Here is a 15,399-nt window from a genome sequence, read left to right as displayed (position 1 = left end):
CCGTGATGGTATTCGCCGGATCTTGACCGGCCTCGTGCACCGAGCGTGGTCGGCGGCCCGGACGGCGGGCGCGATCACGCCGAAGACCCCCGCCGGCTACCGCTTTCGCCTGCTCGGCGAGGGCGCGTGCCTCTCCTTCCCGCCCGGGGCGATCTTCGGCGAGGAGTGGATCGAGATCGGCGACCGCACGCTGGTCGGCGAGCGCGTCTCCATCTCGGCGGGCATGGGCCCCGGCGTCGACCTCGGCCCGCACTCCATCGTCCGCATCGGCGGCGGCTGCTCGATCGGGCGCGGCAGCCACATCGTCGGCCACCACTCCATCGACATCGGCGACGACGTCTTCACCGGGCCGTACGTCTACATCACCGACCAGAACCACGTCTACGACGACCCCGAGACGCCCATCGGCCGCCAGTGGCCGCGCAACAAGGCCGTGGTCATCGGATCGGGGTCCTGGCTCGGCACCGGGGCCGTCATCCTGCCGGGCACCCGCATCGGCAGGCAGTCGGTGGTCGCCGGCGGCGCGGTCGTGCGCGGCGAGTTCCCCGACCACTGCGTCATCGCCGGCGTGCCCGCCAGGATCGTCCGCCGCTACTCCCCCGAGGACGGCTGGCACACCCCCGGCCCCGCCGACCCCAACCCCCTCCGCGCCCTCCGCCCCGGCGCCTGAGCCCTCCCCTAGCGCGCGGGCCTGCGCCCTTCTCCTGGTCGCCGCCCCGTGCGGTTACGCGCGGGAACGCGGGGCAATCGGTCTTCGTTGCCGTGTGAGGAATCGTCGTGGTGGAGGGATGCGAAATGCTGGCGGCGCTGACCGGCCTCGGTCTGTCCACGGCTGCGGGGCTGAACGCCTACATCCCGCTGCTGGTGGTCGGCCTGCTGGCCAACTTCACCGACAGGGTGCGACTGCCGGGCGACTACGCCTGGCTCACCAACGGCTGGGTGCTCGCCGTGATCGCCGTCCTGCTGCTCGCCGAGATCGTGCTCGACAAGGTGCCCGTCGTCGACCACGTCAACGACATGATCCAGACGGCCGTGCGGCCGGCGGCCGGCGGCGTCGTGTTCAGCGCCACCCAGGCCGCCTCCCAGTTCGACCACTCCGCCTGGATGGCCGACAACCCCTGGGTCGGCTGGGTGCTCGGCATCGGCGTCGCCCTGGCCGTGCACGTCATGAAGTCCACGGCCCGCCCGGTGGTCAACGCCACCACCGTCGGCGCCGGCGCCCCCGTCGTCAGCACCGTCGAGGACGCCGGCGCCCTCGGAATGAGCCTCGTCGCCGTCTTCTTCCCCGCCCTCGTCGTCCTCGCCCTCATCCTCCTGGCCATCCCCGCCTTCTTCGTCCTCCGCGCCCTGCGCCGCCGCAGGGCCCGCAGGAAGGCCCGCCTCACTCAGGCCTCCCAACCTTCCTGAGGAGGTAGGTGATGGTGTCGGTGAAGGCGGAAAGGGTGCGGGCGGCGGCGGGGTCGCGGGTGAGGAGGGCGCGGAAGTCGGCGGTCCAGTGAGCGGCCGTCGCCACGGGGTCGCCGGTCTCCAGGAGCGACGCGCGGGAGGCGGTCAGGCGGGCCGCGACCGCGTCCTCGCGCCGGGTGTCGCCCCGGCCGAGGAGGCGGGCCACGCGGACGTGGGCGACCGGCCAGACCGCGCTGGTCATGGCCCCGGCCAGGCACCGCGCCGCCTCCCGGCACATCCGCTCGGACGCCGCGGCGCGCTCACCGCGCCGCCCGCCGGTCCTGCGGGCGAACGGCTTCCACGGGCCGGCGAGAGAGGGACCCGCCGGGCCCCAGAGCGGGTAGGAGCGGCCGGACAGTCTGTTGACGGTGACCAGGACGCCCGTGGTGGTCACGACGGCGGCCATGAGGATCGTGAGCTGGCTGGGCGTGCGCAGCAGGCCGAGCGCGACGATGAGGGTGGTGGCGCCGCCGGGCGGGTGCGGCAGGTCGCCGAGCAGCATCCCGCCCGCGGTCAGCGCCAGCGCGATGGCGACCGCGGCGACGCGGTGACCGTTGGGGTGGGACAGGTCGGGGACGGCGCGGGTCAGGCCGGTGAGCGCCAGCGCGGCGTACCCGGCGCTCGCGCTGATCAGATGCCCGGCCACGGTGTTGCGGGGGCTCGCGGCCGGGGTGGAGGCCGAGGTCAGCGCCAGGAACACCGTCGGCCCCAGCGAGGGGAACACGAACGGCTGCCCGCTGACCCACGCCACCACCGCCGGGACGGCGATGCACACCGCGGCCTGCGCCGCGGTGACCAGCGCGCGATGCCATCGGGACTCCCCGGCCGGCGCCGGAGGGAGGGGACCGCCGGGGCCGGTCGCGGAGGTCATGGCCGCTGCCTCGCGGTGGTGTGGGCGGGGGGCTGGACAGGAGGCACGGCTCCGCCGCGGCGGCGGTAGACGACGTAGGGGCGCACCAGGTAGCCGACCGGGGCGGCGAAGGCGTGCACGAGACGGCTGAAGGGCCACAGGGCGAACAGGGCCATGGCCAGCGCGGCGTGGACCTGGAAGACGAGCGGCGCGTGCGCCATGTCGGGCACGTCGGGATGCAGGATCAGCAGGCTGCGGAACCAGACCGAGACGCCCAGCCGGTAGTCGTAGGGGCTCTCGACTTCGCCCAGCGTCGCCCACAGCCCCGCGAGCAGCACCGTGGCCAGGATCGGGTAGACGAGGCGGTCGCTGCGGCTGGTGGCCCGGCGGACCGCGCGGACCCGCAGCCGCCGCCAGAGCAGCACGGCGAGCCCGGCCACGGTCGCCGCGCCGGCCAGGCCGCCCACCGTCAGGGCGTTGAGCCGGTACAGCGGCTCGGGGACGTGCATCCACTCGGTCAGGCTCTCGGGCACGAGCAGCCCGACGGCGTGACCGGCGATGACGAACAGCAGCCCGTAGTGGAACATCGGGCCGCCGACGGCCAGCAGGCGGCTCTCGTACATCTGGCTGGAGCGGGTGGTGAACCCGAACCGGTCGTGGCGGTAGCGCCACACGCTGCCGAGGACGAACAGCGTCACCACCAGGTAGGGCAGCACGCCCCAGGCCGCGATCTGCAGGCCGTTCATCGGCGAACCTCCCGTGGGGATCCGGCGGGCGCGGCCGGGAACGGGTCCAGGCCCACGCGTTCGGCCGGCGGCGCGGCGGGACCGGCGGGCCCCGGGCGGGCGGGCGGCAGGGTCTCCGCCACAGCCGCCACGACGTCGGCGTAGGGGCTGCGGTGCCGGCGCAGGGCCGTCTGCAGCACGTCCAGGCCCGGGCGGTGCCGCCGCAGCAGCTCGGCGCCCGGCCGCGGGCAGCGGGCGGCGAACTCCAGCATGAGCGGCAGGAAGTCGGGCAGCTCCGCGTCGTCGGGCCGCCAGCCGTGCGCCCGGTACAGCGCCTTGATCTCCGCGAGCGACCCGCCGCGCCTGCGCGTGTCGCCGTCGGTGTAGTAGGTCATGTGCAGGGTGCGGCGGGCGCTGCGGTCGAAGGTGGCGACGTAGTCGGCGGCCAGCTCGAGCGGGTCGGCGGTGGCCATGCCGGCGCAGAAGCCGCGCAGCGTCGCGGCGGGGGCGCCCCGCAGCGGCGCGAGCGCCCGCCGGACGAGGGCGAGACGGTCCTGCCAGTCGGCCCCCGGGTAGGTGAGCAGCAGGGACGCCGCCTGGTGCACGGCCCGGCCCGACGCGCGGCCCGGCAGCAGGCGGCCGACGGCGCCGATCACCGGGCCGAGTGCCGTGCCCAGCGCGGGCGGGAGGACCGCGCCGAGCGCGGGGAGCGGCGCCGGATGGACGACCGCGCCGACAACAGGGCCGATCACGGGGTCTGCTCCCCGCGCGGGGGGAACAGCCCGGCGGGCAGCCCCTTGCCGTCCCAGTTCAGCAGGTTGACGCGCCCGCGCAGGCGGTCGTCGGCCGGGCGCGCGTGGAACCCCTCGACGGAGGCGGCGGACGGCTCCAGCATGCCGGGCCCGCCGGGGCCCTCCAGGCTGCACCCGTCCGCGCCCGGGATGGACGGCGCGGCGTACGTGGTGGGGATGACGTAGCGCTCGTCGTACTTGGCGAGCGCCAGCAGCCGGTACATCTCCTCCAGCTGCCCGGCGGTCATGCCGGCGTCCGCGGCGATGCGCGGGTCGGGCTCCTCCCCGAGGTTGGCCCGGCGCATGTGGGCGCGCATCGCGGCGAGCCGGCCGAGCGCCGCCTCGACCGGCCCGGTGTCCCCGGCCGTGAACAGCTCGGCCAGGTACTCCACCGGGATCCGCAGGGTCTCGATCGCGCCGAAGAGATTGCCCGCGTCCTCGCCGTCGTTGCCCGTCTCGGCCAGCGCGTCCACGATCGGCGACAGCGGCGGCACGTACCAGACCATCGGCATCGTGCGGTACTCCGGGTGCAGCGGCAGCGCGACCCGGTAGCGGGCGATGAGGGCGTAGACCGGGGAGCTGCGGGCCGCCTCCACCCACTGGTGCGGGATGCCGGCCCGTTCCGCCGCCGCGGCCACGGCCGGGTCGTCCGGGTCCAGGAAGCAGCCGAGCTGGGCGCCGTAGAGGGCGCGCTCGTCGGGGACGGCGGCGGCCTGCCCGACCCGGTCGGCGTCGTAGAGGATGACGCCGAGGTAGCGCAGGCGTCCGACGCAGGTCTCCGAGCACACGGTGGGCTCGCCGGCCTCGATCCGCGGGTAGCACATCGTGCACTTCTCGGCCTTGCCGGTGCCGTGGTTGAAGTAGATCTTCTTGTACGGGCAGCCGGTGACGCACATGCGCCAGCCGCGGCACCGGTCCTGGTCGACGAGGACGATGCCGTCCTCGATCCGCTTGTACAGCGCGCCGGACGGGCAGGCGGCCACGCAGGACGGGTTGAGGCAGTGCTCGCAGATGCGCGGCAGGTAGAACATGAACGACTGCTCGTACCGCATGCGCACCTGCCCCCCGATCTTGCGCAGGATCGGGTCGCCCGCCAGGTGCTCGGGCCCGCCGCCCAGGTCGTCGTCCCAGTTGGGGCCGTAGGTGACGGCGGTGGGCGCGCCGTCGATCAGCGAGCGCGGCGGCGCGGTCGGCACGTCCTCGCCGAGCGGCGCGGCGGTCAGGTTCTCGTAGTCGTAGCTCCAGGGCTCGTAGTAGTCGTCCAGGAGCGGCAGCTCGGGGTTGGCGAACAGGCGGGTCAGGCGGCGGACGCGGCCTCCGGCGCGCGGCACGAGCCTGTCGCCCTTGAGCCGCCAGCCGCCCTTCCACTTGTCCTGGTCCTCGTAGCCGCGCGGGTAGCCCTGTCCCGGGCGGGTCTCGACGTTGTTGAACCACACGTACTCGGTGCCTGCCCTGTTGGTCCAGGTCTGCTTGCAGGTGACCGAACAGGTGTGGCAGCCGATGCATTTGTCGAGGTTCATCACCATGGCGACCTGCGCCATCACGCGCATCAGTAGATCACCTCCTGAGAGCGGCGGCGGATCACGGTGACCGCGTCGCGCTGGTTCCCGGTGGGCCCGTAGTAGTTGGGCGCGAAGGAGAGCTGGCCGTATCCGCCGATCAGGTGCGTGGGCTTTACCAGCAGCCTGGTCAGGGAGTTGTGCACCCCGCCGCGACGGCCGGTGGCCTGCGACTTGGGGACGTTCACCAGCCGTTCCTGGACGTGGTACATGAACACCGTGCCCGGCGGCATGCGGTGCGAGACGACCGCGCGCGCGACGACCACGCCGTTGGGGTTGACCGCCTCGATCCAGTCGTTGTCGGCCACGCCGATCGCCGCGGCGTCCTCGACGCTGATCCAGATGACCGGGCCGCCGCGGGCGAGGGTCTGCATCAGGAGGTTCTCCTGATACTCGGAGTGGATGGACCACTTGGAGTGCGGCGTGATGTAGCGGACGGCGACCGCGCGGCCGTCCGGGGACGCCTCGGCACCGTAGGTGTCGCCGGCGTCCTCGGCGAGCGCGGCCATGTCCAGGGGAGGCCGATAGACGGGCAGTTGCTCGCCGTACTCGGCCATCCAGTCGTGGTCGAGGTAGAAGTGCTGGCGGCCGGTGAGCGTGTGCCACGGCTTGGCGTTCTCGGTGTTGATCGTGAACGGCGCGTACCGGCGGTCGGGGGCCTCCTTGCCCGACCATTCGAAGCTCATGCCGACCTGCACCGGCCGCTCCTGGGTGTCGGAGAACACCACCCGGCGTTCCGCGACGGCGGAGCCCAGCTCGGCCAGCCCCGTGCCGGGCCCGCAGCGCGCGGCCAGCGCGGACAGGCCCGCCGCGGCGAGGCGGCCGTTGGTGGTGCCCGACAGGGCGAGGATCGCCTCGCACAGCTTCACGTCGGTGTCCAGCAGCGGACGTCCCTCGGCGGGCCCGTCCGGGGCCCGGCCGCACCGCGCGGCCAGCCAGCCGGACTCCGGGACCGGGTGGACGGTGACGCCCTTGACCGTCATGCCCTGCCGCTCGGCCAGCGGGCCGAACGCCGCGAGCTTGCCAGCGATCGCGGTGTAGTCCCGCTCCACCAGGGCGAGGGCGGGCATGTCCCGGCCCGGTTCCGGCGCGCGCCCGTCGCCGCGCCAGTCGGGGACGGTCCCGCCCGGCTGCGCGATCTCGCCGGGCGTGTCGTGCTGCAGCGCCGTGGCGACGAGGTCGTAGGCGGTGTCCAGGCGGCCCACGGCCAGCTCACCGACCCGGCGCGCCAGCCCGTGGAAGATCTGGAAGTCGGTGCGGGCCTGCCAGGGCGGGCTGATCGCCGGGGAGAAGGCGTGGACGTACGGGTGCATGTCCGTGCTGGACAGGTCGTGCTTCTCGTACCAGGTGGCCGCGGGCAGCACGAGGTCGGCGAACAACGTGGTGGAGGTCATGCGGAAGTCCAGGGCCAGCAGCAGGTCGAGCTTGCCGCGCGGCGCCTCCTCGCGCCACGTCACCTCCCGGGGGCGCGCCTCGGGGGGAGCCTCGTGCGCGGCGGCGTTGTCCCGCGCCCCGAGCAGGTGGCGCAGGAAGTACTCGTTGCCCTTGGCCGAGGACCCGATCAGGTTGGCCCGCCACACGGTGAGCACGCGCGGCCAGTTCTCCTCCGCGTCGGGATCCTCGCAGGCGAAGCCGAGCCGCCCGGCCGCGATCTCGCCGGCCGCCCACCGCGCCGGGTCCTGCCCGGACGCCCGCGCCTCGGCGCCGAGCCTCAGCGGGTTGGCGGAGAAGGTCGGGTAGGACGGCATCCAGCCCAGCCGGGCCGACTGCGCCACGAGGTCCACGGTGTGCCGGTCGCCGAACAGGCCGGGCCCCGCCGGGCTGGACAGCGCGGATGCCGCGAACTTCTCGTACCGCCACTGGTCGGTGTGGACGTACCAGTAGGGCGTCCCCGCCATCTGCCGCGAGGGGCGCGCCCAGTCGGCTGCCGTGGAGAGCTGCTGCCATCCGGCCAGCGGGCGCACCTTCTCCTGGCCCACGTAGTGCGCCCAGCCGCCGCCGTTGACGCCCTGGCAGCCGGTGAGCAGCAGCAGCGACAGGAAGGAGCGGTAGATCGTGTCGGAGTGGAACCAGTGGTTGGTGCCCGCGCCCATCACGATCATCGCCCGGCCGCCGGACTTGTGCGCCGTCTCGGCGAACTCCCTGGCGATGCGGGTCACGCGGGCGGCCGGGACCGAGGTGATCCGCTCCTGCCAGGCGGGCGTGCACGGCAGCGACGCGTCGTCGTACCCCGTGGGCCACCGGCCCGGCAGTCCGGGGCGCGCCACGCCGTACTGGGCCAGCAGCAGGTCGTAGACGGTGGTGACGAGGCGGCCCGCCATGCGGCGTACCGGGACGCCGCGGCGGACCACGCCGCCCTCCTCGTCGAAGCGCGGCAGCACGACCTCGGCGGTCTCGCCGCCCTCCTCATGCAGGCTGAGCAGCGGATCGATCTCGCCCAGGTCGAGGTTCCACCGCCCGGCCCCCGCCCCGGTCCACCGGTCCCCGAGCGTGCCGCCCGGGACGGTGACCTGCCCGTCGCGCGCGTCGGCCAGGACCGGACGCCAGCGCGCGCCCTCCTCGGGGCCGAGGCCGGCGTCGGCGGCCGTGAGGAACTTGCCGGGCGCGTGGCCGCCGTCGGGCCGCTCGGTCAGCGTGACCAGGAACGGCAGGTCGGTGAAGCGTTTCACATAATCGGTGAAGCGGGCCACCGGGTCACGGACGAAGAACTCCGTCAGGATGACGTGGCCCATCGCCATGGCCACCGCGCCGTCGGTCCCCGGATGCGGGTGCAGCCACTCGTCGGCGAACTTGGTCGCGTCCGAGTAGTCCGGCGAGACGACCACCACCTTCTGGCCCCGGTAGCGGGCCTCGGCCATCCAGTGCGCGTCCGGGGTGCGGGTGACCGGCACGTTGGAGCCCCACAGCATCAGGTACGCCGCGTCCCACCAGTCCGCCGACTCCGGCACGTCGGTCTGGTCGCCGAACACCTGCGGCGAGGCGATCGGCAGGTCGGCGTACCAGTCGTAGAACGACAGCATCGGCGCCCCGATCAGCGCCATGAACCGGGCGCCCACCGCGTGCGAGGCCATCGACATGGCCGGGATCGGCGAGAACCCCGCCACCCTGTCGGGGCCGTAGGTCATGATCGTGTGGACGTGCGCGGCGGCGGCGATCTCCAGGGCCTCGTCCCAGTCGATCCGCACCAGGCCGCCCCTGCCCCGGGCCGACTGGTAGCGCCGGCGCCGGTCCGGGTCCCCGACCACACTCCCCCACGCCGCGACCGGGTCCCCAGCTCGGCCTTGGCCTGGCGGTACATCTCCACCAGCACGCCGCGCGCGTGGGGGTAGCGCACCCGGGTCGGCGAGTAGGTGTACCAGGAGAACGCGGCGCCACGGGGGCAGCCGCGCGGCTCGTACTCCGGGCGGTCCGGCCCGACGCTCGGGTAGTCGGTCTGCTGGGTCTCCCAGGTGATCAGGCCGTCCTTGACGTACACCTTCCAGGAGCACGATCCGGTGCAGTTCACGCCGTGCGTGGAGCGGACCACCCGGTCATGGGCCCACCGCTCGCGGTAGGGGGCGTCGTTGACCCGGTCACCGGGCCGGTACAGGGCCCGCAGGTCGGGTGAGGTGTCGGAGCGGTGCAGCAGCTTGCCCGCCTCCAGCAGCCGCCGTGCGGCGGTCGCCGCCGCCTTCTCCGCGAGCGCTCTGGGCGCACGACCGAACATGCCGCCGACCTCTCCGTGGCATGGCGCCACAACACTGGCCATGGCCGCCGCCCTCACGAACACGACCGACGCCGAATCCGCTGATCGACGCTCAGGGACGTTGATCCAGGACGCACGGTAACTGTCCGACGAGAAACAGTTTCTATCATGCAACAGTCATCAGATGGAATCTGTCTCCGACACCAGCCATTCATTCGCACCCGAAAAAGCCCTCAGACCCCACCAAAAGGCGACATGGTTAACAAAGAGTGTCAAATCCCTAAACACAAAGAAGTAAAAACCCAATCCCCCCACCAATAACGGCCACCCCGAACCCACCCCGCCGCCCCCTCACCCCCTCCCGATCCCACGACAGCCCACGACATCGCCGGCCCATCAGCCCCGCCCGCCATGGGAGGGGCCTGGGGCGTATCGCGGTGATCAGGGTGGGTGCGGGCGGTCGTTGATGTCGCGTGTTCCATATCCGGGGCGGCGAACCCGATCAGCCGGCCCAACCCCAAGCCACCACACACGTCAGTGACACCGACTGTGGAGCTGGTTCTAGCCGGAGGTGTGAGGTCATGGGTCCGGAGTCGGTGGATGTGGGGCGGAGAGAGATCTGAAAGCCCACCCGCGCGTGTCCGTTGTGGCTGGCCGCCGTTAGCCCACCCAGAAGTGCGCGCCACAAGACGGGCGAGGGAGAGCATCACGGCGATCAAGATCGGTGACGGCGGTTGTGATGTCGAGATCTTTGTCGGGGGAGGAAACACAAGCAGGCGGCTCAACGCGCCGAGCAGTGCGTATGTCAGTAATACCGATTGTGACGCTGCTTATAGCTGGAAGTGCGAGGTTATGGGCGCGGAGTCGATGGTTTTAGGCCGGGCAGAGGTCTGTGAGCCCCACCCGTACGGGTTCGTCGTGGTTGGCCACCGTTAGCCCACCCAGAAGTGCAGGCCACAAGACGGCGACGGGGCATTGCGGGGCCGACGGTCCCGATGGCGCAGGATCTTTCACGGTGGCCAGAGGACTGGCGGGGACTTCGCGGTGATCAGAGCGAGGGTCGGTGGTCACCGATGCGGTGGGATCTCTCACGGAGCCGGGATGGGTAGCGGGTTCCAGCGGTGATCAGGAGGCGTTGGTCGCCAAGGGACGCAGGATCTTTTACGGTGGCCAGAGGACTGGCGGGAATTTCGCGGTGATCAGAGCGGGGCGGTGGTCACCGATACCACTGGATCTTCACGGTGGCCGCGATGGGGGCGGGGTCCGGCGGCGATCAGGGCAGGGCGATGGTCGCCGATGTGAGCGACTGCTGGGTGGGCTAACGGCGACCAGCCACAGGGGACCCGCACGGGTGGGCCTCACAGACCTCTTCCCGCCCTGAAACCACTGGCTCCGCGTCTACAAGCTCGCACCCGCAGCTGCAACCAGCGTCATGATCGGTACTACCGACGCACGCGCCACTCGGTGTGCAGGGCCGAGTGCTCATGCCTGTCGACCCCAGAACATTTCTCACGACATCGCCCACCACCCACACCCGCCATGACCACCGCGATACCCCCCGACCCGCCCTGAGGCGCGTACCCATGGGTGGGCTAAGGGCGGCCAACCACAACGGACCCGCACGGGTGGGCCTCACAGACCTCTTCGCGCCCGAAACCACCGGCTCCGCGTCTACGACCTCGCGCCCGCAGCTGCAACCAGCGTCATGATCGGTACTACCGACGCACGTGCCGCTCGGTGTGCAGGGCCGAGCACTCGCGCCGTCGACCCCAGGACATATCTCACGACATCGCCCACCACCCACACCCGCCATGACCACCGCGATACCCCTGACCGGCCCTGAGGCACGTACCCATGGGTGGGCTAACGGCGGCCAACCACGACAGACCTGCACGGGTGGGCGTCACAAGACCTCTTCCGGCCATAAAAGCACCGGCTCCGCGCTCACGTGGCTGTGAAGGGGTTCTACAGGGTGAGGTCGTCGTGGTCTCGGGACGCGTCTGCGGCGGTGAACTCCTGGAGGACGTGGGTGAGTTGTGTGCGGGCGTCGGGGGTGAGGCGTTCGAGTACCGTGCCGATGCGTCGCCGGCGTGCTGAGCGCAGCCGTTCCAGGACCTCACGTCCGTCCGAGGTGGTGTCGATGCGGATCTCGCGCCTGCTGTGCGGGGCGGGGAAGCGCTGCAAAAGGCCCAAGCCGTCGAGACGGTCCACCATTCGGCCGGCCGCCGACAGCGACATGTTCAGCCGGGTCGCCAGGGAGCTCAGGTTCAGTGGCCCGTGCCGATCGACGGCCAGGAGGGCTCTGAGCTGGGTCAACGACAGATCTCCCATTTCGGCGACCGCGTCGAGCGTCACCTCGACCAGCACCAGGGACGCCTCCTCCACCAGCCACGGCCAGTCTTGCGACATGCCGGCGAGGATGCGCTCACTGGTGGGCCCATGAACTTGCCACCTATGGCCAGGCGCCGGTCCGGCGGTCATCACGGCCACCTTCCTTCACTGATCGGCACTGATCGGCACTGATCGGCACAGATGCGCGTTGATCCGCCCTGGTCGGCACTGGTTGACCTGGGCCGATCTTCACTGATCGGCGCCGGCCGACGGCCACTGGTCGGCTCCGGCCAGTACCGATCGACCTGGGGGCCCGCAGTCCGCCGGAAGGCGTACAGGGGACGTGCGTGCGGCTCCGCCCGGCGTGGGGCCGCCATTGATCCCCGCCGGACTTTTCCGCATGCCCGCCGGTGACCGCCGCCCATGACCCCGCGCATCGGCCGGCGACCACATCTCCGACGAACCGGCGCTTCTTCCGCCGCGTGATCTCCACCCTAACGCCCGGCGACGTCACCGAGAACGTGCGACGTCCCCTACTTCCCCATGACACCGAAGCCGACGCGCCGACCACGCCGCGGAAAAGGGGCAGCTCGACAATGCAGGGAGAGGCATTGTGGACGGCTCCAGCCGGACGGGGCGGTGGAGATGTCCGGCCGGTGGGCTAGTGGACGCCGGCCTCCTGCATGTCTCTGAGTTCTCTCTTGAGTTCCTTGATCTCGTCGCGGAGGCGGGCGGCGACCTCGAACTGGAGGTCGGCGGCGGCGGTGTGCATCTGTTCGGTGAGCGACTGGACCAGCGACTCGAGCTGGGCGCGGGGCATCTCGCCCGCGATGGCCTTGGCGTGCTGGCCGGCCTGGCGGGCGGCGGCCATGCCGGGGACCGGCGCCTTGCCGCGGCTCTGCTGGCGGCCGGCGCCGAGCAGGCGGTCGGTGTCGGCGTCCTCCCTGGCCAGCGAGTCGAGGATGTCGGCGATCTTCTTGCGCAGCGGCTGGGGATCGATGCCGTTGGCCTCGTTGTACGCGACCTGCTTGGTCCTGCGGCGGTTGGTCTCGTCGATCGCGCGCTCCATGGACGGGGTGACGCGGTCGGCGTACATGTGGACCTGGCCGGAGACGTTGCGGGCCGCGCGGCCGATGGTCTGGATCAGGGAGGTCTCGCTGCGCAGGAAGCCCTCCTTGTCGGCGTCGAGGATGGCCACCAGCGACACCTCGGGCAGGTCGAGGCCCTCGCGGAGCAGGTTGATGCCGACCAGGACGTCGAACTCGCCCATGCGCAGCTCGCGGAGCAGCTCGATGCGGCGCAGCGTGTCGACCTCGCTGTGAAGGTAGCGGACGCGGATGCCGAGCTCCAGCAGGTAGTCGGTGAGATCCTCCGCCATCTTCTTGGTGAGGGTGGTCACCAGGACGCGCTCGTCCTTCTCCGCACGCTCGCGGATCTCGTGGACCAGGTCGTCGATCTGCCCCTTGGTCGGCTTGACGACGACCTCGGGGTCGACCAGGCCGGTCGGGCGGATGACCTGCTCGACCACCTCGCCCTTGGCCCGGCCCAGCTCGTAGGGCCCGGGGGTCGCCGAGAGGTAGACGGTCTGGCCGATGCGGTCGAGGAACTCCTCCCACTTGAGCGGCCGGTTGTCCATGGCGGAGGGCAGGCGGAAGCCGTGCTCGACCAGCGTGCGCTTACGCGAGGCGTCGCCCTCGTACATCGCGCCGATCTGGGGGACGGTCTGGTGGGACTCGTCCAGGACGAGCAGGAAGTCCTCGGGGAAGTAGTCGAGCAGGGTGTTGGGCGCGGAACCGGCCTCGCGGCCGTCGATGTGGCGCGAGTAGTTCTCGATGCCGGAGCAGGTGCCGACCTGGCGCATCATCTCGATGTCGTAGGTGGTGCGCATGCGCAGCCGCTGGGCCTCCAGCAGCTTGCCCTGCTTCTCCATGCGGGCCAGGGTGGCGCCGAGCTCGGCCTCGATGTCGCGGATCGCGCGCTCCATGCGCTCGGGGCCGGCGACGTAGTGGGAGGCCGGGAAGATGTACAGCTCGGCGTCCTCGGTGATGACCTCGCCGGTGAGGGGATGCAGGGTGGCGAGCTTCTCGATCTCGTCGCCGAACATCTCGATGCGGACGGCGAGCTCCTCGTACTGCGGGATGACCTCGATCGTGTCGCCGCGCACGCGGAAGGTGCCGCGGGTGAACGCGAGATCGTTGCGGGAGTACTGCATGTCGACGAGGCGGCGCAGGAGCCGGTCGCGCTCGATCTCCTGGCCGACCTTGAGGCGGACCATGCGGTCGACGTATTCCTGCGGGGTGCCGAGGCCGTAGATGCACGAGACGGAGGCGACCACGACGGTGTCGCGGCGGGTGAGCAGCGAGTTGGTCGCCGAGTGGCGCAGACGGTCGACCTCGTCGTTGATCGAGGAGTCCTTCTCGATGTAGGTGTCGGTCTGCGGGACGTACGCCTCGGGCTGGTAGTAGTCGTAGTAGGAGACGAAGTACTCGACGGCGTTGTTGGGCAGCATCTCGCGCAGCTCGTTGGCGAACTGGGCGGCGAGGGTCTTGTTGGGCTGCATCACCAGAGCCGGGCGCTGCAACCGCTCGATGAGCCAGGCCACGGTCGCCGTCTTGCCGGTGCCCGTGGCGCCGAGCAGGACGTTGTCCTTCTCTCCGCCCTTCACGCGGCGCTCCAGCTCGGCGATGGCCGTCGGCTGGTCACCGGACGGGGACATGTCGGTGACGACCTCGAAGGGCGCCACCTTGCGCTGCAAATCAGTTACCGGCCTCACACCTCCATAACCTACGCCGGGCCACCGACATTTCCGCCCGCCCGCCGGACGGCGCCGGGGCGGGACCGCGTGAGGCCGTGGGGAACGCGGCGTGAACAGGTGCCGTCCCGCGCGGCACTGGCCCAGGTTTTGCCTTCTCGTTACCATGACGGCGGGGATATGACGGCGGGGGCTGACTGATCGTCGAGGGCGGGCGCGGTAACGCTGTGGGACGCATGGGGAAGTTCGTCGCGTGGGTGGGCAAGAACGCCGACGGCGTCATCGCCCTCGTCCTGGCGTTGTTCATCGCCTTCCTGGGCCTCACCTCCGACGACGAGATCCTCGGCCAGAGCAAGAGCGACCTGATCAGCGGCGTCACGCTGCTGGTGCTGGGCCTGCTGACCGCCGCCATCCTGCGCGACCGGTGGCGTCAGGAGCCCATGGAGGACACGATCAAGGAGAACTTCCGCACCACCTCCGGCGCCTTGGCGAGCCTTCCGGCGCGGCTGGACCGCCTGGAGCGGCTGGAGGCCGTGGTCGAGAGCGCGCGCCGCGTGCTGGACGACCTGCAGGTGGTCGAGGTGCTCAACGGGGCCGACGAGATCGCCGAGGCGCACGCCGAGGCCAGGCGCGCCACCGACCGCTGGATCTTCAAGGGCGGCACGGGCACGTACATGCGCGCCGTGACGCTGCCCGACCTGGTGCTCGCCGCCCGCAGGGAGCGCAAGGCGCTGCTCGTGCGCCTGGAGATCATCGACCCGACCCACGCCGGGGTGTGCGAGGCGTACGTCCGCTTCCGCAGGTCGGTGTCGGACACCCCCGACGGCACCGGCGAGTTCTGGACGGTGGACCGCACCCGCAAGGAGTCGTACGCGACGATCCTGGCGGCCTGCTGGCACCGTCAGAGGTTCAGCCTGCTCGACATCGACCTCGGCCTGTCGTCCACGATGACGACGTTCCGCTGGGACATGTCGTCCGGCTACGTCATCATCACCGTCGAGGACCCGAACCGCGCCCTGATGAGCAGGCGGGGAAGCTTCTACTACGACCACTGCTCCACCGAGCTGCTGGCCAGCCTGGACCAGACGCGCCGGGTCCCCATCGAGGCGGCCAAGTCCGCCACGCTCGGCGACGAGCCCACCGTGGACGAGACGCGCAAGCTGTTCGAGGTGCTCGGCCTCGGCCTGCCGAGCTCCTATGGGGACCGCGACGTCGTCGAGATCATCCGCAAGGCCATCCGCGCGAAGAATCCGTATTAGA

General features: G+C 71.4%; 9 protein-coding genes and 1 pseudogene. 3 read left to right on the top strand and 7 right to left on the bottom strand.

The features are described from left to right. Window positions 1–22 precede the first annotated feature (22 nt). Window positions 23–670, top strand: coding sequence for an acyltransferase (locus BJ981_RS25615; RefSeq protein ID WP_239139624.1), 648 nt, complete (start codon window positions 23–25; stop codon window positions 668–670). Between the two features lie 110 nt (window positions 671–780). After that, the gene (locus tag BJ981_RS25610) at window positions 781–1,407 is read left to right on the top strand and encodes a DUF4126 domain-containing protein (protein WP_239139625.1); all 627 of its coding nucleotides are present in this window, start codon (window positions 781–783) and stop codon (window positions 1,405–1,407) included. On the opposite strand, the gene BJ981_RS25605 is transcribed toward BJ981_RS25610, so the two are convergent. The 7 genes and pseudogenes from BJ981_RS25605 to uvrB all read right to left on the bottom strand — a co-directional run bounded on the left by BJ981_RS25605 (window position 1,382) and on the right by uvrB (window position 14,160). Continuing rightward, window positions 1,382–2,317, bottom strand: a complete 936-nt coding sequence (locus tag BJ981_RS25605) for an HPP family protein (RefSeq protein ID WP_184614496.1) — start codon at window positions 2,315–2,317, stop codon at window positions 1,382–1,384. The genes BJ981_RS25610 and BJ981_RS25605 overlap by 26 nt on opposite strands. Further along, a complete protein-coding gene (gene narI / locus BJ981_RS25600; RefSeq protein ID WP_184614494.1) occupies window positions 2,314–3,042 on the bottom strand; it encodes a respiratory nitrate reductase subunit gamma in 729 nt (242 codons plus the stop codon). Before narI ends, BJ981_RS25605 begins: the two co-directional genes overlap by 4 nt. Beyond that, window positions 3,039–3,773: a nitrate reductase molybdenum cofactor assembly chaperone gene (gene narJ / locus BJ981_RS25595; RefSeq protein ID WP_204070621.1), complete on the bottom strand. Its 735-nt coding sequence runs from the start codon at window positions 3,771–3,773 to the stop codon at window positions 3,039–3,041. Before narJ ends, narI begins: the two co-directional genes overlap by 4 nt. Beyond that, window positions 3,770–5,353: a nitrate reductase subunit beta gene (gene narH, locus BJ981_RS25590; RefSeq protein WP_204070626.1), complete on the bottom strand. Its 1,584-nt coding sequence runs from the start codon at window positions 5,351–5,353 to the stop codon at window positions 3,770–3,772. The genes narJ and narH overlap by 4 nt, the downstream gene beginning before the upstream one ends. Window positions 5,354–5,361: 8 nt before the next feature. Beyond that, window positions 5,362–9,077, bottom strand: a pseudogene (locus tag BJ981_RS25585) (nitrate reductase subunit alpha). 1,944 nt (window positions 9,078–11,021) lie between these two features. After that, entirely contained in the window at window positions 11,022–11,465 is a 444-nt protein-coding gene (locus tag BJ981_RS25580) for a MarR family winged helix-turn-helix transcriptional regulator (RefSeq protein ID WP_184614490.1), read from the bottom strand. Between the two features lie 583 nt (window positions 11,466–12,048). Continuing rightward, window positions 12,049–14,160 (bottom strand): excinuclease ABC subunit UvrB, encoded by a 2,112-nt coding sequence (gene uvrB, locus BJ981_RS25575; protein ID WP_204070622.1) that lies wholly within the window; start codon window positions 14,158–14,160, stop codon window positions 12,049–12,051. A 215-nt stretch (window positions 14,161–14,375) separates the two neighbouring features. Here uvrB and BJ981_RS25570 point away from each other — a divergent pair, with 215 nt between their 5' ends. After that, entirely contained in the window at window positions 14,376–15,398 is a 1,023-nt protein-coding gene (locus tag BJ981_RS25570; protein WP_184614488.1) for a hypothetical protein, read from the top strand. The last annotated feature ends 1 nt before the right edge of the window (window position 15,399 follow it).

This window comes from Sphaerisporangium krabiense, assembly GCF_014200435.1.
In the GTDB taxonomy this organism is placed as follows: Bacteria; Actinomycetota; Actinomycetes; order Streptosporangiales; family Streptosporangiaceae; genus Sphaerisporangium; species Sphaerisporangium krabiense.
This window is presented reverse-complemented; position numbering and strand designations above follow the sequence as displayed.

What these genes read in the sequence shown, in the direction of transcription:
- narI (WP_184614494.1), bottom strand. Translation starts at nt 3,042, where the DNA reads ATGAACGGCCTGCAGATCGCGGCCTGGGGCGTGCTGCCCTACCTGGTG.
- narH (WP_204070626.1), bottom strand. Translation starts at nt 5,353, where the DNA reads ATGGCGCAGGTCGCCATGGTGATGAACCTCGACAAATGCATCGGCTGC.
- BJ981_RS25605 (WP_184614496.1), bottom strand. Translation starts at nt 2,317, where the DNA reads ATGACCTCCGCGACCGGCCCCGGCGGTCCCCTCCCTCCGGCGCCGGCC.
- BJ981_RS25580 (WP_184614490.1), bottom strand. Translation starts at nt 11,465, where the DNA reads ATGTCGCAAGACTGGCCGTGGCTGGTGGAGGAGGCGTCCCTGGTGCTG.
- BJ981_RS25570 (WP_184614488.1), top strand. Translation starts at nt 14,376, where the DNA reads ATGGGGAAGTTCGTCGCGTGGGTGGGCAAGAACGCCGACGGCGTCATC.